Source organism: Nonomuraea sp. NPDC048882, from assembly GCF_040649755.1.
Lineage (GTDB): Bacteria > Actinomycetota > Actinomycetes > Streptosporangiales > Streptosporangiaceae > Nonomuraea > Nonomuraea maheshkhaliensis.
In genome coordinates, this window is the sequence record NZ_JBEZGB010000007.1 from 275,180 (window position 1) to 297,243 (window position 22,064).

19 protein-coding genes are annotated in these 22,064 nt (G+C 70.5%); 9 read left to right on the top strand and 10 right to left on the bottom strand.

Annotated features, from left to right (window positions below):
• The first annotated feature begins 10 nt into the window (after positions 1–10).
• On the top strand, positions 11–3,034 hold the full coding sequence (locus AB0C27_RS26120) for a M14 family zinc carboxypeptidase (protein ID WP_357848363.1): 3,024 nt from the start codon (positions 11–13) through the stop codon (positions 3,032–3,034).
• A 126-nt stretch (positions 3,035–3,160) separates the two neighbouring features.
• Entirely contained in the window at positions 3,161–4,594 is a 1,434-nt protein-coding gene (locus AB0C27_RS26125; RefSeq protein ID WP_357848366.1) for an aldehyde dehydrogenase, read from the top strand.
• 191 nt (positions 4,595–4,785) lie between these two features.
• Here the strand turns inward: AB0C27_RS26125 and AB0C27_RS26130 are convergent, their stop codons facing one another.
• From AB0C27_RS26130 to AB0C27_RS26145, 4 genes are all read right to left on the bottom strand, one after another.
• Complete coding sequence (locus AB0C27_RS26130) at positions 4,786–5,538, bottom strand: alpha/beta fold hydrolase (protein ID WP_357848368.1); 753 nt, start codon at positions 5,536–5,538, stop codon at positions 4,786–4,788.
• A gap of 162 nt (positions 5,539–5,700) precedes the next feature.
• The gene (locus AB0C27_RS26135) at positions 5,701–6,084 is read right to left on the bottom strand and encodes an AMP-binding protein (RefSeq protein ID WP_357848370.1); all 384 of its coding nucleotides are present in this window, start codon (positions 6,082–6,084) and stop codon (positions 5,701–5,703) included.
• A 74-nt stretch (positions 6,085–6,158) separates the two neighbouring features.
• On the bottom strand, positions 6,159–8,582 hold the full coding sequence (locus AB0C27_RS26140; protein ID WP_357848372.1) for a LuxR C-terminal-related transcriptional regulator: 2,424 nt from the start codon (positions 8,580–8,582) through the stop codon (positions 6,159–6,161).
• A gap of 52 nt (positions 8,583–8,634) precedes the next feature.
• On the bottom strand, positions 8,635–9,378 hold the full coding sequence (locus tag AB0C27_RS26145; protein WP_357848374.1) for an AMP-binding protein: 744 nt from the start codon (positions 9,376–9,378) through the stop codon (positions 8,635–8,637).
• Positions 9,379–9,564: 186 nt separating this feature from the next.
• Between AB0C27_RS26145 and typA the strand changes: the two genes are divergently transcribed.
• Positions 9,565–11,418 carry a translational GTPase TypA gene (gene typA, locus AB0C27_RS26150; RefSeq protein ID WP_357848376.1) on the top strand — a complete coding sequence of 618 codons (1,854 nt, stop codon included), beginning with the start codon at positions 9,565–9,567 and terminating at the stop codon, positions 11,416–11,418.
• A 127-nt stretch (positions 11,419–11,545) separates the two neighbouring features.
• Here typA and AB0C27_RS26155 read toward each other — a convergent pair whose 3' ends face one another.
• From AB0C27_RS26155 to AB0C27_RS26170, 4 genes are all read right to left on the bottom strand, one after another.
• On the bottom strand, positions 11,546–12,199 hold the full coding sequence (locus AB0C27_RS26155) for a DUF2461 domain-containing protein (protein ID WP_357848378.1): 654 nt from the start codon (positions 12,197–12,199) through the stop codon (positions 11,546–11,548).
• Positions 12,200–12,284: 85 nt separating this feature from the next.
• Entirely contained in the window at positions 12,285–13,079 is a 795-nt protein-coding gene (locus tag AB0C27_RS26160) for a polysaccharide deacetylase family protein (protein ID WP_357848380.1), read from the bottom strand.
• A 30-nt stretch (positions 13,080–13,109) separates the two neighbouring features.
• Positions 13,110–13,382, bottom strand: a complete 273-nt coding sequence (locus AB0C27_RS26165) for a hypothetical protein (RefSeq protein WP_346112943.1) — start codon at positions 13,380–13,382, stop codon at positions 13,110–13,112.
• A gap of 290 nt (positions 13,383–13,672) precedes the next feature.
• Positions 13,673–14,251, bottom strand: a complete 579-nt coding sequence (locus tag AB0C27_RS26170) for an XRE family transcriptional regulator (protein WP_357848382.1) — start codon at positions 14,249–14,251, stop codon at positions 13,673–13,675.
• A gap of 90 nt (positions 14,252–14,341) precedes the next feature.
• Between AB0C27_RS26170 and AB0C27_RS26175 the strand changes: the two genes are divergently transcribed.
• Positions 14,342–15,181: a DMT family transporter gene (locus tag AB0C27_RS26175; protein ID WP_357848384.1), complete on the top strand. Its 840-nt coding sequence runs from the start codon at positions 14,342–14,344 to the stop codon at positions 15,179–15,181.
• Between the two features lie 19 nt (positions 15,182–15,200).
• Complete coding sequence (locus AB0C27_RS26180; protein ID WP_357848386.1) at positions 15,201–16,145, top strand: sensor histidine kinase; 945 nt, start codon at positions 15,201–15,203, stop codon at positions 16,143–16,145.
• A gap of 16 nt (positions 16,146–16,161) precedes the next feature.
• Here AB0C27_RS26180 and AB0C27_RS26185 read toward each other — a convergent pair whose 3' ends face one another.
• Positions 16,162–16,752, bottom strand: a complete 591-nt coding sequence (locus AB0C27_RS26185) for a sigma-70 family RNA polymerase sigma factor (protein WP_357848388.1) — start codon at positions 16,750–16,752, stop codon at positions 16,162–16,164.
• Positions 16,753–17,000: 248 nt separating this feature from the next.
• Here AB0C27_RS26185 and AB0C27_RS26190 point away from each other — a divergent pair, with 248 nt between their 5' ends.
• Entirely contained in the window at positions 17,001–18,074 is a 1,074-nt protein-coding gene (locus AB0C27_RS26190; RefSeq protein ID WP_357848390.1) for a PLP-dependent cysteine synthase family protein, read from the top strand.
• On the opposite strand, the gene AB0C27_RS26195 is transcribed toward AB0C27_RS26190, so the two are convergent.
• A complete protein-coding gene (locus tag AB0C27_RS26195) occupies positions 18,071–19,045 on the bottom strand; it encodes an iron-siderophore ABC transporter substrate-binding protein (protein WP_357848392.1) in 975 nt (324 codons plus the stop codon). The genes AB0C27_RS26190 and AB0C27_RS26195 overlap by 4 nt on opposite strands.
• A gap of 99 nt (positions 19,046–19,144) precedes the next feature.
• Between AB0C27_RS26195 and AB0C27_RS26200 the strand changes: the two genes are divergently transcribed.
• From AB0C27_RS26200 to AB0C27_RS26210, 3 genes are read left to right on the top strand one after another with little or no spacing between them, the layout of a single operon-like run.
• Complete coding sequence (locus AB0C27_RS26200) at positions 19,145–20,179, top strand: iron ABC transporter permease (RefSeq protein ID WP_357848394.1); 1,035 nt, start codon at positions 19,145–19,147, stop codon at positions 20,177–20,179.
• The gene (locus tag AB0C27_RS26205) at positions 20,179–21,222 is read left to right on the top strand and encodes an iron chelate uptake ABC transporter family permease subunit (protein WP_357848396.1); all 1,044 of its coding nucleotides are present in this window, start codon (positions 20,179–20,181) and stop codon (positions 21,220–21,222) included. Before AB0C27_RS26200 ends, AB0C27_RS26205 begins: the two co-directional genes overlap by 1 nt.
• Entirely contained in the window at positions 21,219–22,013 is a 795-nt protein-coding gene (locus AB0C27_RS26210) for an ABC transporter ATP-binding protein (RefSeq protein WP_357848399.1), read from the top strand. Before AB0C27_RS26205 ends, AB0C27_RS26210 begins: the two co-directional genes overlap by 4 nt.
• Positions 22,014–22,064 lie beyond the last annotated feature (51 nt).

The following is a 22,064-nucleotide window of genomic DNA, read 5'->3' on the forward strand; positions in this document are numbered from 1 at the left end:
GGGGCAGACCGTGTCTCGAACTTTGACCCTCGCCGCGGCCGTCATCCTCGGCTTAGGCACCTCTCTCGTGGCCTCCACGGCCGAAGCCTCCGTGGATCCGCTACCGGCCCACGACCGGCTGGAGCTCTACCAGCTCGAAAGCCCGCCCGGCACCGCGCAGGCCCTCAGGGAGAAGGGCTTCGACGTCGTACAGCAGCAGAACAAGGGCGACAAGGAGCACATCGAGCTGACCGCGGCCCAGACGGACCTCGCCGCCCTGGCCAAGCTCGGGCACAAGCCGGAGCCCGTGCGCAACCCGCAGGGCCAGACCCAGCTGGAGGCGGCCAGGGCGCAGGCGGCGGGCGGCTACACCGTCTACAAGTCCTACTCCGAGCGCGGCGGCATCGCCGACCAGCTCAAGGCGATCGCGGCGGCCAACAAGGACGTCGTCAAGCTGCAGTCGATCGGCAAGACGCTGCGCGGCCAGGACATCCTGGCCGCCAAGGTCTCCACCGGCGCCAGGGTCCTGCCCGACGGGCTCAAACCCGCCGCCCTCTACTCGGCCACCCAGCACGCCCGCGAGTGGATCGCTACTGAGGTGGACATGCGGCTGCTCAAACACGTGGTCGCGAACAAGCGCGCGCTGCGGGACCTGCTCAACACGACCGAGCTGTGGTTCGTCCCCGTGGCCAACCCCGACGGCTACGACTTCACCTTCACCGAGGGCAACCGCCTGTGGCGCAAGAACCTGCGCGACAACAACGGCGACGGCCAGATCACCGGCGGCGACGGCGTCGACCCGAACCGGAACTTCCCCACGAACTTCCACTACGACGAGGAAGGCTCGTCGAGCATCCCCAGCAGCGAGACCTACCGCGGCGCCGGCCCGGCCAGCGAGCCGGAGACCAGGGCCATGGACGGGCTGCTGCGCCGGGTCAAGTTCGAGACCCAGCTCAACTACCACTCCTACGGCCCGCTGCTGCTCTACCCGAGCGGCTTCCAGATCGCCACGGAGACCGCCGACAACCCGATCTACGAGGCCCTCACCGGCGACGACGTCAAGCCCGCGGTGCCCGGCTTCGACCCCGACCTCGGCGCGGAGCTGTACACGACCAACGGCGACACCAACGACCACGCCCACGCCCGCTACGGGACGCTGTCGTGGACGCCCGAGCTGAACGAGGGCTGTGACGGCTGCGGCTTCGTCTTCCCCGACGACGAGGCGCTGGTGCAGGCCGAGTTCGAGAAGAACCTGCCGTTCGCCCTGGACGTGGCGAAGTCAGCGGTCAACCCGGTCGAGCCGGTCACCCACCTGGGCAACAGGACGCCCGACTTCGTCACCGACCCGTTCGAGATCAGCCACGGCAAGGAGCAGGTCGTCGAGGTCAACGCCAAGCGCAAGCTCGGCCCGGTGTTCCTGAACTACCAGGTCAACGGCGGCCGGACCAAGACCGCCACGACCGCCGAGTGGAAGGGCGGCGAGCGCTACGGCGCGGGCTACGACCGCTACTACCACCGCCTCCGCGGCAAGATCACCGGCACCAGGCCCGGCGACAAGGTCAAGGTCTGGTTCAGCTCGATCGGCAGGAAGAGCGCCGACTTCACCTACACGGTCGCCACCGACATCGGCGGCAAGGTGCTGGTGCTGGCCACCGAGGACGTCACCGGCCTCAGCCCGGCGCAGGGCGTGAGCGAAGCCCAGTACGCCGACGAGTACGCCGCCGCCCTCCAGGCCGCCGGCTACAGCTCCGACGTGTACGACATGGACAAGGCGGGCCGCAAGGCCCCGCACCCGCTGGGCGTGCTCAGCCACTACAAGGCCGTGATCTGGGAGACCGGCGACGACGTCATCCCGAGGTCACAGGGCCAGGTGCCCGGCACCACCTCCAAGGGCGGCGTGGACACCGAGCTGGCGGTCCGCGACTACCTGAACGAGGGCGGCAAGGTGCTGCACGCGGGCAAGTACCCGTCGTACGCGGCCAACTTCAACGGCTCCTACTACTACGAGCCCGACCAGCCGGAGAACCCCGAGTGCACGGTGGACGACGATCCGCCCTGCATCCCGGTGTTCAACGACTTCCAGCAGTACTGGCTGGGCGCGTACGTCTTCTTCGACAACGCCGGCACCGACCAGGCCACCGGGCAGCCGTTCGCGCTCCAGGGCAGTTCCGGCGAGTTCGCCGGCTTCGACGGGACGATCGCGCCCGACCACACCCAGTCGTTCGTGGCCACCTCGGCCATCCTGCCCAGCGCCCAGTTCCCCAGGTTCGCCAGCTCGGCCCCGGTGAAGTGGGCGCGTCCCGGCGGCCCGTTCGACCCGCACACCGGCTCCTGGGACGTCTACAGCGGCATCGCCGACGTCTCCTGGAAGCGGCTGACCAAGACCATCGACCTGACCGGCAAGTCGAGCGGCGACCTGTCGTTCTGGACCTCGTACGACACCGAGTTCCACTGGGACTTCCTGGCGGTCGAGGCGCGCACGGCGGGCGGTGACGACTGGACCACCCTGCCCGACGCCAACGGGCACACCACGCAGGAGGCCGGCGACAGCTGCCTGACCGAGAACAGCGGCGGCTGGCGCACGATCCACCCGTTCACCCAGCGCTACCAGGGCGAGAACTGCGAGCCGACGGGCACCTCCGGCGCCTGGCACGCGGCCTCGGGCAACTCCTCGGGCTGGCAGCAGTGGAAGATCGACCTGACCCCGTACGCGGGCAAGCAGGTCGAGATCTCCATCTCCTACATCAGCGACTGGGGCACCCAGGGCGCGGGCGTCTTCCTGGACGACTTCGCCGTCACCCTGGACGGCGCGGCGGCGGAGACGACGTCGTTCGAGACGGACCTGGGCGGCTGGACCGTCGGGGCCGCGCCCGAGGGCAGCTCGCCGTCGATCAACAACTGGTTCCGTACGGACCAGGTGTTCGAGGAGGGCGCCGGCATCGTCACCGAGGACACCGTGTACCTCGGTTTCGGCGTCGAGTCCATCACCGACCCGGCCAAGCGGGCGGACCTGCTCAAGCGGTCCATGCAGCACCTGCTCGGTAAGCGTCACTGACGAGCGCGTGAGGGGCGCGGCACGTGCTGCCGCGCCCCTCTTGCGTGTCCGGACAGAACATGATTCGGTCACCTTGAGGACTGCACAGGGCAAGCAAGCATTCGGTCAAGTGAGAGGCTCCACGACATGCGCCGGCACGACAAGCTGTTCATCGGGGGCGAATGGGTGGCCCCTGCGGGCACCGGAACGATAGAGGTCATCTCCCCCCACACCGAAGAGGTCGTGGGCAGCGTGCCCGAAGGCACCACCGAGGACATGGACCGCGCGGTCGCCGCCGCCAGGCAGGCGTTCGACCACGGGCCCTGGCCGCGGATGACCTTCGCGGAGCGGGCCGAGGTCATCGGCAGGCTGGCCGCGATCTACAACGAGCGCCAGGGCGAGATGGCCCAGCTCATCACCGAGGAGATGGGCTCGCCGATCTCCTTCTCCAACCTCGCGCAGGCGCCGCAGCCGCTCGGCATGCTGCAGTACTACGCCGAGCTGGGCACGACGTTCGAGCAGGAGGAGCAGCGGCCGGGCCTGTTCGGGCCGATCACCGTGCGCAGGGAGCCCGTCGGCGTGGTGGCTGCCGTGGTGCCGTGGAACGTGCCCCAGTTCGTGACCATGACCAAGGTCGCCCCCGCGCTGCTGGCCGGTTGCGCCATCGTGCTCAAGCCGGCGCCCGAGACGCCACTGGACGCGTACCTGCTGGCCGAGTGGGCGGCCGAGGCCGGCATCCCGGCGGGCGTGCTCAACATCGTGGTCGCGGGCCGCGAGGTGGGCGAGCACCTCGTCTCCCACCCCGGCGTGGACAAGGTCGCCTTCACCGGCTCGACGGCCGCCGGCCGGCGCATCGCCGCCGTCTGCGGCGAGCAGCTCAAGCGGGTCAGCCTGGAGCTGGGCGGCAAGTCCGCCGCGATCATCCTGGACGACGCCGACCTGCCCGCCAGCATGGGCTTCCTGACCATGGCCTCCCTGATGAACAACGGGCAGGCGTGCGTCGCGCAGACCCGCATCCTGGCCTCGCGCAACCGCTACGACGAGGTCGTGGACGCCGTCGCGGGCATGGTGAACGGCCAGGCCGTCGGCGACCCCGCCGACCCGGCGACCGGCATCGGGCCGCTGGTGGCCAAGCGGCAGCAGGACCGGGTCGAGGGCTACATCAAGATCGGCATGGACGAGGGCGCCAAGGTCGTCGTGGGCGGCCTCGACCGGCCGTACGACCGCGGCTGGTACGTCTCCCCCACCGTCTTCGCCGGGGTCTCCAACGACATGCGCATCGCCCGCGAGGAGATCTTCGGGCCTGTGCTGGCGGTGATCCCGTACGAGGACGAGGCGGACGCCGTACGCATCGCCAACGACAGCGACTACGGCCTGGCCGGAACGGTGTGGACGGCCGACACCGAGCACGGGATGGACGTGGCCAGGCAGGTCCGTACGGGGACGTACGGGGTGAACTGCTTCATGCTGGAGACCAACGCGCCCTTCGGCGGCTACAAGGCCAGCGGCGTCGGGCGCGAGCTGGGCCCCGAGGGGCTGAACAGCTACCTGGAGTACAAGACGATCGCCCGCCTGGGCTGAGCCGCACACACTCCTGAGCAAGGGTGAGAAAAAGGGCCCCGCATCCCCTGCGGGGCCCTTCACGCGGGATGGGCACCCAGCGCGCCCCCGCGACGCTGGGCAACCGCCCGACTACAGCAGTATGTCCCACGTCCACCGCATCGACGGTTTTCTTTCCCCAGGGACTTACGCCCTAGGTAGACGTTTATTGCTCAGGAAAAGTTCGAAGAGATCCATTTGCCGATTTTGCGGATGAGTTCGGGGGTGGCCGCGGCCTCCGCGTGACCGTATCCGGGCTCGATCCAGAGCTCCTTCGGCTCCTTCGCGCCGGCGTACAGCTGCTGGGGGTGATCCAGCGGGAAGAACGCGTCGGCGTCGCCGTGCACGATCAGCAGCGGCGTCGGCGAGACGAGCCCGGCGGCCTCGTACGGAGGCATCGGGATCGGGTCCCACCGGCCGCGGGCGATCCGCGTGCGCTTGGCCCACCGCGCCGCCCACCGGCCCAGCGGCCGCTCGATCGCCCAGTGCACCTGGCGCATGGGCTTGGTGCCCCGGTAGTACCAGCGAGCCGGGCCGCTCACCGCCACCACCGCGTCCACCCCGCCGCGCAGCCCGGCGTGCCGCACCGCCACCGAGGCCCCCATGGAGAAGCCCACCACGGCGATCCTGGAGTAGCCGATCACGCGGGCGTGCCTGACCGCGGCCTCCACGTCGAGGATCTCCAGGTCGCCCACCGTGGTCTCGCCGCCGGAGCGCCCGTGGCCCCTGAAGTCGAACGCGACCACGCCGCCGTAGCCACTCAGCACGTGCACGATGCGGCGCGCCGTGTGATCCCGCCACGAACCGGTGAAACCGTGCGCCACGACGATGCCGACGTCCGTACGGGCGGACGGGGTGTGCGCGGCGTCGATGCGGACCCCGTCCTCGGTTCTGAGCATGACGGGGAAGCTGGGCGCGAAAGGCATGGGATCGAGCTTAGGGTCGCCCCCCGATCACCCAGCGCCCGGACACCCCGCACCCGCTCACCCAGCCCCCGGTCACCCCGCGCCGGGCCTTCCCGCGACCGGTCACCCCGCGCCCGGCCCGCCCGGTCGCGGCCTTCCCGCGACCGGACGCCCCGGTCGTGATCAGCGGCCCGACGGGCACGACGGCGAGGCGCCGCTCAGGTCCGCGACGCTCATCACGATCCGTACCCGCGACTCCTCGGCCGCGTCGAGCGCCCGCTGGACGTTGGAGATCATCACCCGGGCCGCGCTCTCCTGGATGCGGTCCCGCAGCGTGGCCTGGTCGAGGTCGACCGGCAGGGGCCAGGCGACGCCGTCGGCCGCGATCACCGCGTGGGTCGCCACCAGCAGGTCGGGGCCGACGGGCAGGCAGATGAGCACGGTGTCTCCAGCGCGCACTCCCTTGTGCCGCAGCCGGACGGCCGCGACCGCGGACCTCTCGTCCAGCTGCTCCTCGGTGAGCTTCAGGCCGGTGCCCGAGTCCACCATCACGATGCGCTGATCCATGGGGCCCACCGTAAAGAGGGCATCTCTGGCACACATGGGGCGGAATATGCAGATCCCTATGCAGAAGCGCGCGCCTACCCGGAGCCGTTCGAACGCTCGGCCGCCCACACCGCGATCTGCGCCCGGGAGGTGTAGCCGAGCTTCTCCATGATGTTGGCGATGTGCCGTGCGACCGTCGCCGGGCTGATCACCAGCTCACCGGCGATGCCCCGGTTCGACAGGCCCCGGGTGAGCAGGCCGGCGATCTCGCGTTCGCGGGCGGTCAGCACCGAGTGCTTGACCGGCTCGGCCGTCACCGGCGCCTTCGCCGCCTTCGGGGGCAGCCGCTCGCCCGCCAGCACCCGGCGGGCGGCGACGTCGGGGCACATGCCCCGCCCGCGCGACCACAACGAGGTCGTACGGCCGTCGCCCAGCTTCGTCCTGGCCCGCCCGAGCAGCTCTTCGAACCTGGTCGTGGCGGAGTGTTGCCCGATCGACTCGCGCAGCCCGGCGGCCGCGGCGGCGGCCAGCACCGCGCCCTCCAGGTCGCCCTCGCACTCGGCCAGCACCGACAGCCCCACCAGGCAGCGGGCCACGGCCTGCCGCTGCCCCGTCGCCCGCGCGATCTCCGTGCCGGCCGCCAGCCGCTCGCGCGCGGTGCCGAACTCGTGCAGCATCGCCGCGACCCGGCCGATCCTGGCCAGGCAGCGGGACAGTTCGAGGTCGCTGCCGAGCTCGCTCAGCCACGGCGCGGCCGTCTCGTACTGGGTCTTGGCGGTGGCCAGGTCGCCCCTGGCCTCGGCCACCGCGCCAAGCTGGACCGCGGTCCTGGCCATCAGCCAGCGGTGGCCGTGCTCGCCGGCCCGCGCCAGCGCCTCCTCCCCGTGCCGCTGCGCCTCGCGCAGCCGGCCGCGGATCAGCGCCACCGCCGACAGCCCGGCCAGGCTCGCCGCCTGGTTCCACAGGTCGCCGGAGCGGGTGGCGGCGGCCAGGCCCGCCTCCGCGTGGTGCGCCGCCTCCTCGGAACGGCCCATGCGCAGCAGCACCACGACGAGCAGGTTGTGCATGACGCAGCGCGGGAAGTCGTCGTCGGGCGCCATCTCGGCCAGGCTCCGCGTGGCCGTCTCCAGCGACCGGCTCAGCTCGTCCTTCGCCTCCAGGCCGTAGGCGAGGTAAGCCATGGCGTGGGCGATCTCCTCGGCGGGCACGCCGGTCGTATCGAGCGACAGCAGCCGTTCGATCCAGCCGACGATCTCCCTGAGGTTGCCGCCGAGCGGCAGCAGCCCCGTGCTGGTCTGGCAGAGGCGCAGGCCGAGCAGCACGTCGCCGGACTCGGCCGCCCATTCGAGCGCCACCCGCTGATCGTCGATCAGCTCACGGCTGGCCATCAGCGCCTCGGACCGGCGCGGCCAGGGCACGCCCGGCTCGACCACCTCGCACGCGAAGTGGCGTTCCTGCAGCGCGCAGAGCACGTGGAGGTGCCGCTCGCGCAGGACCTCCCGCTCGCCGGCCTGGCGCAGGCGCTCCAGCGCGTAGCGCTTGATGGTCTCCAGCAGCCGGTAGCGCCTGCGGCCCTCGTCGCACAGCACGAGCGACTTGTCGACCAGGCCGCCGAGCAGCTCGACGATCTCGCTCGGGGCGATGGGCCGCTCGGCGCAGACCTGCTCGGCCAGGACGAGGTCGAAGTCACCGGCGAACACCGACAGGCGGCGCAGCAGCACCTGCTCCTTGGCACAGAGCAGGTCGTAGCTCCACTCCACGGCCCCCAGCAGCGTGCGCTGGCGGGCGGGGGCGGTGCGCCCGCCGGTGGTGAGCAGCGAGAACCGGTCGTCGATGCGGTCGGCGATCTGGCCGGGACTGAGCAGACTCGTACGGGCCGCGGCGAGCTCAAGCGCCAGCGGCAGCCCGTCGAGCGCCCGGCACAGACGCACCACGTCGGGCAGGCTGACGGCGTCGAGCCTGGTGCCGGCGGCCGTGGCGCGGTCCATGAACAGCTGCACGGACTCGGCGTCGGCGGCGCCCTCGCCGGGCAGGTCGAGCGGCGGCACCCGCCAGATCAGCTCGCTGGCGATGCGCAGCGGCTCTCTGCTGGTGGCCAGCACCCGCAGCGCCGGGCAGCCCGCCACCAGCGCCGCGACCACCTCCGCGCACCTGTCGACCAGGTGCTCGCAGTTGTCGAGCAGCAGCAGGCAGCGCTGGTCGCGCAGCCGCGCCGTCACCGTGTCGAGCAGCGGCCGGCCGGCCTCCTCGCGCACGCCGAGCACGCGCGCGATCTCCTGCTCGACCAGCTCGGCCCGGCCGAACCTGGCCAGCTCGACCAGCCACACGCCGCCGGGGTAGGCGGGCACGAGCCGGGCGGCGACGCGCAGCGCCAGCCGGGTCTTGCCGATGCCGCCGACGCCGCACAACGTGACCACGCGCGTGTCGCCGACCAGGTCGTGCAGGTCGTCAAGGTCACGCTCGCGACCGACGAAGCGGTTGGGCTCCGCCGGAAGGTTGTGCCGGGGGGTATCTGGCATGTGCTCACCCTGCGTCGCGGAAGGATCACGCTCTTCCACAGTGTCGCACTTTTCACAGGCCAAGCGAGCTCACGACCGCCCTTTCGTCGACGACGCGCAGAAGTGGATTCCCGAGCAGCCTTCTGGCCAGGTCGTACGGCGCCACGACCACGGTCGCCCGGCGCTCCTGGGCCAGCACGCGGCAGCCGACCAGGCTCGGCTCGTGGGCGACCACGACGTGGGCTCCGGACATCATGGCTAAATCGATCACCCGCAGCCCGCGGAACGGCTCGCTCACCGCGCTGATCAGGACGTCGTCCTTGGCGATCACCAGCCGGGTGGCCAGCCTGTGCAGGTCGGTCGTCAGCTCGGCGTTGTCGAGCAGCCGCTCGCCGTCGAGCGTGAGCGCGGGCCCGGCGAGCGGCCCGAACTCGACGGTGCCGCTGGACAGCAGCTCGCCGAAGGGCCTCGCGCCCGGCGCGGGCAGGAACGAGAAGACCTGGTCGACCTTGGCCGCTGTGGGGTCGTGGCCCTCGTGGGCGATCATGAAGCGGGACGCCCCCGAGGCCGAGAGCACCGCGGTGCCGCCGGCCCAGGCCACGGCGTGCACCGCCACCGGAAGGTGAGTGCCCTGGGGGACGTCGACCAGCACCCGCTCGCCGTAACGCAGGCCGTGCGCGCGCAGGCCCGCCGCGGCGCGGGTGACCCGTCTCGCGAAGGCCGCGTAGGACAGCACGTCGCCGGTCCTCACGTCGCTCACCGCCGGCTGATCACCCTGCGTCGGAGCAGCGGACATAACCAGCTCAGTCCAGGTCATGCGCTCAATGTAAAGAGCCCGGCCGCGCCTGCCATGCGCAAGAATGTGCAACCGGCTATGTAGCCGCCCATGAACAGGTGCGGGCGGGCCCCTTGTCCCGCTCCTGCCATCAGAGGGGATCAACTAGACTTAGAGGGTCGCGACTTCGCGCGGCCGCCCCCACCGAATACAGAGCGAGACGTCATCATGCCTTTGAACAGCCGCGACGACCTGCGGAACATCGCGATCATCGCGCACGTCGACCATGGCAAGACCACGCTCGTCGACGCCATGCTCTGGCAGTCCGGGGCGTTCCGCGCCAATCAGGACGTCGACGACCGGGTCATGGACTCCAACGACCTGGAGCGCGAGAAGGGCATCACCATTCTCGCGAAGAACACCGCCGTCAAGCACGGCGGCATGACCATCAACATCATCGACACCCCCGGCCACGCCGACTTCGGCGGCGAGGTCGAGCGCGGCCTGTCCATGGTCGACGGCGTCGTGCTGCTGGTCGACGCATCCGAGGGGCCGCTGCCGCAGACCCGGTTCGTGCTGCGCAAGGCCCTGGCCGCCAAGATGCCGGTCATCCTGTGCATCAACAAGGTCGACCGCCCCGACGCCCGCATCAAGGAGGTCGTGGACGAGGTCTACGAGCTGTTCATGGACCTCGACGCCACGGAGGAGCAGATCGACTTCCCGATCGTCTACGCCTCCGCCAAGGCGGGCCGGGCCTCCCTGGCGCGCCCCGACGACGGCGGCATGCCCGACTCCGAAGACCTTGAGCCGCTGTTCGACATCATCAAGTCGACGATCCCGGCGCCCACCTACGACCCGAGCGCGCCGCTGCAGGCCCACGTCACCAACCTCGACGCCTCCTCCTACCTCGGCCGCATCGCGCTGTGCCGGATCCACCAGGGCGTCATGCGCAAGGGCCAGCAGGTGGCCTGGTGCCGCACCGACGGCTCGATCCAGCGCGTCAAGATCACCGAGCTGCTCATGACCGAGGCGCTGGAGCGCAAGCCGGCCGAGGAGGCAGGTCCCGGCGACATCATCGCCATCGCCGGCATCCCCGAGATCATGATCGGCGAGACGCTGGCCGACCCCGAGGACCCGCGCCCGCTGCCGCTGATCACGGTCGACGAGCCGGCCATCTCCATGACCATCGGCACCAACACCTCGCCCCTGGTGGGCAAGGTCAAGGGCTCGAAGGTGACCGCCCGCATGGTGAAGGACCGCCTCGAGAAGGAGCTCGTCGGCAACGTCTCGCTGCGCGTGCTGCCCACCGACCGGCCCGACGCCTGGGAGGTGCAGGGCCGCGGCGAGCTGGCGCTGGCCATCCTGGTCGAGCAGATGCGCCGCGAGGGCTACGAGCTGACCGTCGGCAAGCCGCAGGTGGTCACCAAGACCATCGACGGCAAGGTGCACGAGCCGGTCGAGCGGCTGACGGTCGACTGCCCCGAGGAATACCTGGGCGCGATCACGCAGCTGCTGGCGGTGCGCAAGGGCCGGATGGAACACATGACCAACCACGGCACCGGCTGGATCCGGATGGAGTTCGTGGTGCCGGCTCGGGGCCTGATCGGCTTCCGTACCGAGTTCCTCACCGAGACCCGCGGCACCGGCCTGGTGCACCACGTCTTCGACTCCTACGAGCCGTGGTTCGGCGAGCTGCGCACCCGTAACAACGGCTCGCTGGTGGCCGACAGGTCCGGCCCGGTGACCGCGTTCGCCATGCTCAACCTCCAGGAGCGCGGCACGCTGTTCGTCTCGCCGACGACCGAGGTCTACGAAGGCATGATCGTCGGGGAGAACTCCCGGGCCGACGACATGGACGTGAACATCACCAAGGAGAAGAAGCTCACCAACATGCGCTCCTCCACCAGCGAGGAGACGGAGAAGGTGATCCCGCCGCGCACCCTGTCGCTGGAGCAGGCGCTCGAGTTCATCCGCGAGGACGAGTGCGTGGAGATCACGCCCGAGCACGTGCGCATCCGCAAGGTCGTCCTCGACGCCTCCATACGGGGCCGCGCCGCCGCCCGCGCCAAGCGCGGAAACTGACTCCCTCGAAGGCCGCGTTCCGTCCGCTCGAAGCGGGCGGGGCGCGGCCTTCGTCCATGTACGCGCCTCGGTCCGGCCACCGGCGATCCCGGCGTTCGGCGGGATCGCCTGCTCCGTGTACGGGGGGTCAGCGGCGGCGGGGAAGTTCGCTGCCGCGTACGTTCGCGCAGAGCCACTCCACCAGCGGACCCGACGCGCGCCAGGTCCGCTCCACCCGGTCCCGGGCCCGTGCCGTGTGCACCCACTCGCGCGGCTCGAACCGCTTGGCCGCGTAGAGCGACTTGTGCCGGAGCAGGTCGATGCGCGGATGGTCCTCCTCGAACCCTCTCGGCCTGGTCTTCAGCCGCTCGCCGCGCAGCTCGTAGCCCTCGGCCGCCAGCGCGGCCGTGATCGACTCCAGCGGTTTGCCCGTCAGGTCCTCGTCCACGGCGGCGCGGAAGCGGGCCACCTGGTCGGAGGCGGTCGAGTAGATGCCGCCCGCCGCCAGCAGCCCGGCCGCGCTGAGCTCCACGTAGAACCCGATGCCGGGCATCAGGTCGACGAAGGCTCCCTGATGCGTCTTGTACGGCGACTTGTCCTTGGCGAAGCGCACGTCGCGGTACGGCCGGAAGAGCTGGGCCGTGCCGAACTCCGCCGCCAGCTCGTCGGTGAGCGCCAGCATGGGCGCCCGCACGGCCTGCTCGTAGAGCTCCTTGTGCCGCGCGAAGTACGTCTTCGAATTGTCCGCCTCAAGCCCTTCGTAGAAGATGAACGCCTCGTCGGGGAAGCCGGTGAAACCCATGTCACCAGGGTCCCACGAGGCGCGGGCGGCCCGGCGCCCCGGTCGGCGTCCGGCGTGCTCGCGACCCGGCGACCCGGCGGCCCGGTCAGCGTTCGGTGTACTTGCGGCCGGGCGCGGGCGTCCTGCCGTACAGCTCGGAGACGGTGACGAACGTGTAGCCCTTCCTGCCGAGCCGGTCGAGCATCTCCGGCACGGCGTCCACCGTCGTGCGGTGGATGTCGTGCAGCAGCACGATCGATCCCGGTTTGGCCTGGCTGGCGCGCTTGACCACGGTTGCGCTCTCCCGGTCGCGCCAGTCGAGGGTGTCGACGCTCCACAGGATCTGCGCGAGCCCTTCGCGGCGCGTCTCGGCCGCCACGGCCTCGTCCGTCGCCCCGTACGGTGGCCGCATCACCCGCATCCGCACCCCCGTGAGCCGCTGCACGATGTCCTCGGTGTGCTTGAGCTCGCGTTTGACCGCCTCGTGCGGCAACTCGGAGAGCGCAGGATGGCTCCAGGAGTGGTTGCCGATCTCGTGGCCGTCGCCCACGATGCGCCGGACGGTGTGGCCGCCCTTGTCGGCGGCCACCATCTGCCCGATGACGAAGAAGGTGGCCTTGACGTCACGCGTGCTCAGCATGTCGAGCAGCCGGCCGGTGTGCTCGCCGGGGCCGTCGTCGAAGGTGAGGGCCACGCACTTGAGCCGGGCGCAGTCGAACCTGCGGCTGCGCGGCCAGCCGGCCTGCATCGAGATCAGCCTCTTGGCCAGCGAGTCGGGATCGACGACGGGCCGCGTCAGCGGCACGACCGGCACCACGTACTGCTGCTGTAGGCGCGGCACCGACAAGGTGACACAGCTCACCAGGGCGAGCAGGGCCAGCGGCAAGGCCCATACGCGCATGCTTCCCCCCGAAACACCGCACGCGGGGGCCTACGGATAATCCTGGACCGGTGCCCCCCGCAGCTCCCTGGCCAGGTCGTCCCACCAGATTGGGATATCCGTCTGCAATTCCTGGTAGCGGCGCGCCACGCGCATGGCACATCCGACCGGATCTGTGCCCAGATGCCGACGTTTCACCGGCCCTTCCTGCCAGCGGTAAAAACCATCCCTATAACGCACGACCAGGCCGATCCATACCGAGATGGTCTCGTCGTCGCCCACTTCGTACGCGCAGGTGACGCCCAGACCATGAAGCTCGGCCATGAGCTTCTCCGTCGCCGCTCGGGCCTCACTCACACGCCACCCCCTGCCGACGTCGCGACATCCGCGGACGACCGCCGGAGCGGCCCGCCGCACACAAGGGATGTACCCAGCAACGGGCATCAGCCGTCCAAGACATGGAGTAATCATGAAACTCCACCGGGTGATCAGGGGGCCGTTCACGATATTTGGTCAGGGGCGAATGCGCGGCGTGGCGCCGGTCCAGGCGGACCGTCTCAAGCCGGGTCACGCGTCACACGCGGACTCGCGCGGCTCGGGCCGGGTCACGAGCCTCAGGACGGGTCGTGCGGCTCCCGCGGCTCGGCGACGACCATGACGAACCTGAGCTCCATCTCGCCCCTGTTCGCGTAGACGTGGGGCCGGTCGGCGGTGAAGAGCGCGGCGTCGTCCTCGCCGATCACATGGCTCTTGCCGTAGACCGTGAGCGTCAGCTCCCCCGCGAGCACGGTCAGCATCTCGCGGGTGCCGGGCGGATGCGCGTCGCCGTCGTGGTGCTCGCCGGGCGCGAGCCGCCAGTCCCATAGTTCGAGGATCATCGGCACGTCCGCGCCCACCAGCAGCCGCGCGCGTACGTCTCCCTGGTCGAACGTGACCACGTCCGCCTTGTCCACCACCCGCACGACCGGCACGTCGGCGACCTCGACCAGCCTGGCCACGGTGACGCCGAGCGCGGAGGCGATCCGGGTGAGGGTGGTGACGCTCGGATTCGTCCGGCCCTGCTCGACCTGGACCAGCATGCCCCTGCTCACTCCCGACCTGGCGGCCAGCGCGTCGAGGGTCAGCCCGCGGTGCGCGCGCTGGGCGCGCACGTTGCTGGCGATGGCCTGGGTGATCATCTCCGGATCTTCCATGGGAGTTCAGTGTAGTGAAGGAAAGGTACAAAGGACTGTACTCTGTCCGTTGTACCAACAGTGCAACACATTGAACTGAAGGGAAGCCCGGTGACGGTGATCCTGGCCACGGCCTGCGCGATCGTGTACGGCACCGCCGACTTCTTCGGCGGCCTGGCCACCCGCCGCGCGCAGGTGCTGTCGGTGGTCACGCTCTCCCAGCTCGCCGGCCTGGCGCTGATCCTCGGCCTGCTGCCGCTGCTGCCCGGCGCCTACAGCGATCCGGCCCTGGCCTGGGGCCTCGCGGCGGGCCTGTCGGGAGCGGCCGGGCTGGTGCTCTTCTACCGGGCGCTGGCCACGGGCGTCATGTCGGTGGTGGCGCCCACGACGGCGGTGACCTCGGCCGCGCTGCCGGTGGTGTTCGGGCTGGCCGCCGGCGAGCGCCCGCACGCGTGGGCGCTGGTGGGCGTGGCGCTGGCGCTGGGCTCGGTGCTGCTGGTGAGCCAGGACAAGTCCGGCGGCGGGCGCGGCTCGCTCGTCTCGGTGCTGGTGGCGCTGGCCGCGGGCGCGGGGTTCGGCGGGTTCTTCATCCTGCTGTCCATGGCGCCGCACGAGTCGGGGCTGTGGCCGCTGGTCGGCGCCCGCCTGTCGTCGGTGACCACGGTGGCCCTGCTGGCACTGCTCACGCGGCGCGCGCTCAGGCCGGGCCCGGGGTCGCTGCACATCATCGTGGCCGCGGGCGTGCTCGACATGGCGGCCAACGTGCTCTACCTGCTGGCCCAGCAGGAGGGCCTGCTCAGCCTGGTCGCCGTGCTGGTCTCGCTCTATCCGGCGAGCACGCTGCTGCTGGCCAACCGGGTGCTCGGTGAGCGGCTGCGGCCCGTGCAACTGGGCGGCGTCCTATGCGCACTGGCCTCGGTGGCGCTCATAGCCGTTGCGCAGCCCCTCTAGCGCTTGCTACGTTTCGCCCGTGCACCGTGAGCGGGCACGTTTCGATGAGGAGTCGTTGAAGCACGTCGCGGTGCCGTACGACTCCGATGAGTCCTTTCTGGACCTGATCGCGCCGCGCGTCCGCGCCGCCCTGGACGACGGCACGCGCGTGCTGGTCGTCACCTGCGCGGCCAAGCTCTCCCTGCTGGCCGAGGCGCTGGGCCAGGACGCGGGCCGCATCGACAGCCGGGTCTCCACCTCCTGGTACGACCACCCGTACCGGACGCTGGCCGCCTACCACGAGTACACGCGCGGCCGGCGCACCCTCGTGGTCGGCGAACCCGTGTGGACCGGCAGGAGCGAGCGCGAGATCAGGGAGCTGATCCGCTACGAGTCCGTGCTCAACGCGGCGCTCCGCCCGGCCGCCGCGACCATGTTCTGCCTGTACGACCTGCGCCACGTGCCCGACGAGGTACGCGACTTCAGCGCGATCAACCATCCGGTGCTGCTCGGCACGGACGGAGAGGTGACCAGCACCCGGTTCGTCGAGCCGCACGACCTGGTCCTCGACCACGACCGCGTCCCCCTGCCCGCGCCGGGGAGCCCGGCCGAGACGATCAGGTTCACCGCGCGGGAGCTGAAACGGCTGCGTCAACGCGTCGGCGACTACGCCAGGGCGGCCGGCATGGACGGCAACCTGATCACGTCACTGGTGATCAGCGTGTCCGAGATCGCCGCCAACAGCGTCGAGCACGGAGCCGGCTACGGCACGATCGCGATGTGGCCGGCCGAAGGAGAGCTGGTCTGCGAGATCACCGACCCCGGCGGCTCCCTGGACGACCCTTTACCCGGCTACATACCACCGGAGCCCGAATCCCCACGGGGATACGGGCTCTGGATCAGCAGGCAGCTCTGCGACCTCGTGGAGCTGCGCACGGAAGACGACGGGTTACGCGTCCGCCTCCATCTCCGGATGGAGCCCTGAAGGCGGGACGATCGGTCTAGGCGGCGTGCTGGGCCTGCACGGGAATGCGCAGTGCGCCTTCCTCGCGGGCGTACTCCTCCAGCATCACCCGAAGCTGGCGGCGGCCCCGGTGCAGCCTCGACATCACGGTGCCGATGGGCGTGCCCATGCGCTCGGCGATCTCCTTGTACGCGAACCCCTCCACGTCGGCCAGGTAGACGGCCACGCGGAAGTCCTCGGGCAGGGAGCGCAGGGCGTTCATCACGACGTTGTCGGGCAGCCGGTCGAGCGCCTCGGTCTCGGCGGAGCGCAGCCCGGAAGAGCTGTGCGACTCGGCGGCGTGCAGCTGCCAGTCCTCGATGTCCTCGGCGGCGGACAGCTTGGGCGAGCGCTGCTTCTTGCGGTAGTCGTTGATGAAGTTGTTGGTCAGGATGCGGTGCAGCCACGCCTTGAGGTTGGTGCCCTCGCGGAACTGGTGGTACGACGTGTACGCCTTCGCCACCGTCTCCTGCACCAGGTCCTCCGCGTCCGCGGTGTTACGGGTCAGGCGCATGGCGGAGGCGAAAAGCTGCGACGTCACGGGCACGACATCGCGCTCGAACCAGTCTTGACGCTGCTCATCGGTCATGGTGATCAATTCATTCCCCCTTGCGCTATCCCCCGTTTCGGCACAAGCCGCCTGATAGCGGTTCCATCATCGCAAGACCCAGGTAAGGGACGCGTTAGGGAGGTTCCGCGGTGATCAGAGAGGGGTTTCGTCCTACTGCTCGCGGCGTGCGTCATCACGTCCACGGCGGGACAAGTATCTTTATCATAACACTACCTATCCAATCCTGCAGTAATAGTGGCGAGAGTCACATGGGATAGCGTATGGACATGATTTCCGTGGACCGCCACGACGCTGGTGCACGCCGCTGGGTGGCTGAGGCCATCCGCAAGGTCGAGGCCGACGCCAATCGAAGTTGCGACACTCATCTGCACGTCTTCCCGCTTCCCTCGCATTGGGGAGTAAACCTCTACTTGAAAGACGAATCGGTGCACCCAACCGGTTCACTCAAACATCGACTTGCCCGGTCCCTGTTCCTGTACGGCCTGGCCAACGGCTGGATCGGCCCCGCCACGACGGTGGTCGAGGCGTCCAGCGGATCGACCGCCGTGAGCGAGGCGTACTTCGCCCGCCTGCTCGGCCTGCCCTTCATCGCGGTCATGCCGGCGTCCACGTCACCGGAGAAGATCCACCTCATCGAGTTCTACGGCGGCAAGTGTCACTTGGTGGACGATCCCGGCACGATCTATGACGAATCTCACCGCTTGGCCACTGAGACCGGCGGCCACTTCATGGACCAGTTCACCTACGCGGAGCGGGCCACCGACTGGCGCGGCAACAACAACATCGCCGAATCCATCTATTCCCAGATGTCCATGGAGCCGCATCCCGAGCCGGCCTGGATCGTGGTCGGCGCCGGCACCGGCGGCACCTCCTCCACCATAGGCCGCTACATCCGCTACCGCCGCCACGCCACCCGCCTGGCCGTCGTCGATCCGGAGGGCTCGGCCTTCTACCCGAGCTGGACCTCGGGCGACAGCGAGGTCACCGCTCCCGGCTCGCGCATCGAGGGCATCGGCCGGCCCCGCGTGGAGCCCTCGTTCCAGCCCATGGTGATCGACCGCATGATCGCCGTGCCGGACGCCCGCTCGATCGCGGCCATGCACTGGGCCCGCGAGGTGACCGGCCTCGACGTCGGAGGCTCGACCGGCACCAACCTGGCCGCCTGCGTGGAGCTCGTCGAGGAGATGCGCGCGGCGGGCGAGCAGGGCAGCATCGTGACACTGGTGTGCGACAGCGGCGACCGGTACAAGGGCACGTACGGCGATCCCCGCTGGCTGGCCGCCAACGGGCTCGACGTGGCGCCCCATCTGACGGAGCTGCGCGCATTCCTGACCGGCTAGGGTCTGGCCGGGTCCACGGTGAAGAACTCGGCCACGTCGTCCAGGATCGCGTGCGCGCCCTGGATGCCCACGGCGCTCATCCACGTCAGGTCGCCCACCTCGTGCTTGGCCCCCTTGAGCTTGCCCCACAGGGGGTTGGCGGTGAACTTCTCCTTCGGCCCGTCGCTCGACGGGTCCGGGTAGGTGGCCACGAAGATGTGCTCGGCGTCCAGGTCGGCGATCCGCTCCTGGCTCACGTCGACCGCGATGGCGTCCTGCTTGGCCGGCTGCCCCTCGGGACGCGGGAACCCGACGTCCTTCATGACCACGCCCGAGTAGGAGTTCTCCACGTACAGCCGGGTCGTGGGCTCGCCGGCGAAGCGCACGATGGAGATCGTCGGCATTTCGCCCTCCTTCTCCTTGATCGCGGCCCCGATGGTGCGCGCCCGCTGCTCGTACTCCTTGATCCGGGTCTCGGCCAGCTCCTCCTTGCCCAGGGCCCGGCCCATCAGGCGCAGGTTGTCCTTCCAGATCGCCCCCGTGGTCTCGCTGAACACGGTCGGCGCGATCTTGGCGAGCTTGTCGTACAGCGCCTCGTGCCGCACCTTGGCCGAGACGATCAGGTCGGGCTTGAGCGCGATGACCTTCTCCAGGCTAGGCTCCTCCAGGGTGCCGACCGGGGTCGCCTCCTTGCCGTACCGCTCGGCGACCGGCCCGAGGTAGCCGGGCAGCGTGGAGTCGATCGAGCGGTACGTCGTGTACCCCACCACCGGCGTCTCCAGCGTCAGCACGGCGTCCACGAAGCTCTGGTCGAGCGCCACCACCCGCTGCGGCCGGGTCGGGATGACCGTTTCGCCCATCGCGTGCTCGACCGTCCTGAAGGGGGCCGCACCAGTACCGGAGGTCGCGGAGGTGGCGGCGGGCTCCGGCGAACCGCAGGCGGCCAGACTCGCCATCAGCAGCGCCACGGCGAGCACGCGCGACGGTCTCATGAAGTACCTCTTCTCCAAAGTAAGGCAAACCTAAATTAGGTAAGCCTTAGCCTAACCTGGCATACTTCAGCGGAATCACGAACGTCGAGGAGGAGCCGGGTGAGCGCAACAGCCGTCGCCCCGCGTCTCCATGGGCTCCGCACCCGCCGGCTCACGATCCTGCTTGTCCTGCTCGCCTCGGTCGCCGTCGCGGTGGTGCTGAGCATCACGATCGGCTCCAAGTCCGTGCCGCCGGCCGACGCCTGGCACGCGCTCACCGCCCCGACCGGCACCGAGAACGACATCGTCATCCGCTCGCTGCGCATCCCCAGGACCGTGCTCGGCGTGCTCGCCGGGCTCGCGCTGGGCGTGGCGGGCGCGCTCATGCAGGGCCACACCCGCAACCCGCTGGCCGACCCCGGTCTGCTCGGCGTCACGCAGGGGGCGGCGTTCGCGATGGTGTCGTCGATCATCCTGTTCGGCGCGTCGAGCCTGCTGGTCTACATCTGGTTCGGCCTGGCGGGCGCGCTGGTGGCCAGCGTGGCGGTGTTCGCGCTGGGCATGGTCGGCGGCAGGGGCGGGCCGACCCCGGTCACGCTGGCCCTGGCCGGCACCGCCGTCAGCGCCCTGCTGTACGCCCTGACCTCGGCCATCGTGCTCCTCGACGAGCAGGCGATGGACGTGTTCCGGTTCTGGCAGGCGGGCTCCATCGCGGCCAGGGGCGGCGACGTGGTGTGGCAGGTGCTGCCGTTCATCCTGGCCGGTCTGGTGCTGGCGGTGGTGAACGCCCCAGGGCTCAACGCGCTCTCCCTGGGCGAGGACGTGGCCAGAAGCCTCGGCCAGAACATCGCCATGACCCGCACCATCGGCGTCGCCGCCGTCACCCTGCTGTCGGGCGCGGCGGTCGCCGCCTGCGGGTCGCTGGCGTTCGTCGGGCTCATCGTGCCGCACCTGGCCCGGCCGCTGTCGGGCACCGACCATCGGTGGCTGCTGCCGTTCTCGGGGCTGATCGGCGCGGCGCTGCTGCTGGTCGCCGACGTGATCGGCCGCGTGGTGGCGCCGCCGGGAGAGCTGGAGGTGGGCGTGGTGCTCGCGCTGCTCGGCGCCCCGTTCTTCGTCGCCCTGGTCCGCCGCAGGAAGCCCGTGCGGCTGTGATGACCACCCTTCCCCTGCGCGTCGGCGGCCTGTCCTGGCAGGTACGGCCGCGCGTCGTCGTGCTCACCCTGACCGGCGTCGTCCTGCTCGCCCTGCTCATGGCTTTGAACATGCGCATCGGCGAGCTCCCGATGACGCTGGCGGACGTCGTCACGGGCACGTTCGACGCCGCCAGTCCCGCGCACTTCGTCATCATGGAGCTGCGGCTGCCCCGCGCGCTCACCGGCGCCCTGGTCGGAGCCGCGCTGGCGCTGTCGGGCGCGATCATCCAGTCGATCGCGCGCAACCCCCTGGCCAGCCCCGAGATCCTCGGCGTTACCACCGGCGCCTCGGTCACCGTGGTGGCCGGCGTGGTGGCCAGCGGCAGCGCGTACGGCGGCGTCAGCGGCCTGCTGTCCACCCTCGGCATCCCCGCGCTCGCCCTGCTGGGCGGCCTGCTCGGCGCGGCGGTCGTGTACGGCCTGGCCTGGCGGCGCGGCCTGGACGGCTACCGCCTGGTGCTGGTCGGCATCGGCGTCGCCGCCGTCTTCACCAACGTCAAGTTCTGGCTGCTGACCGTCGGCGACGTCAACGACACCAGCCGCGCCATGGTCTGGATCAGCGGCTCGCTGAACGGCAGGGGCTGGGAGCACGTGACGCCGACGGCGCTGGCCCTGGTCGTCCTGGTGCCGCTGACCCTGCTCGGCACCCGTTCGCTCGACGCGCTGCGCTTCGGCGACGACACGGTCACCGCGCTCGGCGTCCGGATGAACCCGGCCCGCGCCCTGATGATCCTGGCCGCCGTGCTGCTGGCGGCCGTGGCCACGGCGTCGGCGGGGCCGATCGCGTTCGTGGCCCTGGCCTCGCCGCAGATCGCGCTGCGGCTCACCCGCTCGGGCCGGCCGCCGCTGCTCTGCTCGGCGGTGGTCGGCGGCGTGCTCACCACCGCCGCCGACCTGATCGCCAGGACCGTCTTCTCCCCCATCGAGCTGCCCGTCGGCATCGTCACGGCCGTACTGGGCGCGCCGTACCTGATCCACCTGATCTGGAGGTCGCGAAAGTGAGACTGCAGGCCGCCGGGGTCAAGCTCGGGTACGGCGACCGCCTCATCGTGGACGGCCTCGACCTCGGCATCGAGGCGGGCACGGTGACCACCATCATCGGCCCGAACGGCTGCGGCAAGTCCACGCTGCTGCGCGCCCTCGGCCGGCTGCTCAAGCCGCAGGGCGGCGAGGTGCTGCTGGACGGCAAGCGCATCGACAGGATCCCCACCCGCGAAGTGGCCAAGATCCTCGGCGTGCTGCCCCAGGCCCCCACCGCGCCGGAAGGGCTCACGGTCGCCGACCTGGTGGCCAGGGGCCGGCATCCGCACCAGACGTGGTACCGGCAGTGGTCCTCCGACGACGAGGGCGCGGTCGCGGCGGCCCTGGACATGACGGGCCTGGCCGACCTGGCCGAACGGCCGCTGGAGGAGCTGTCGGGCGGGCAGCGGCAGCGGGCGTGGATCTCCATGGCCCTGGCGCAGGGCACGGACCTGCTGCTGCTCGACGAGCCCACCACATTCCTCGACCTGGCGCACCAGGTGGAGGTGCTGGAGCTGGTCCGGCACCTGCACGAGGAGGCGGGCCGCACCGTCGTCATGGTGCTGCACGATCTCAACCTGGCCGCCCGCTACGCCGACCGCCTGGTGGCCATGCGGGCCGGCCGGGTGATCGCCTCGGGCACGCCGCACGAGGTGCTGACCGAGGACCTGCTGCGGGAGGTGTTCGAGCTGGACGCCAAGATCATCGCTGATCCGGTGGCGGGCACGCCCCTGGTGGTCCCCATCCGCCCGCTCTCCCACCCCGCTCCCTGACGTCCGCTCTCCCGCCCTGCCCCCTGACGCCCCCTGCCGCCCTCCTGACGC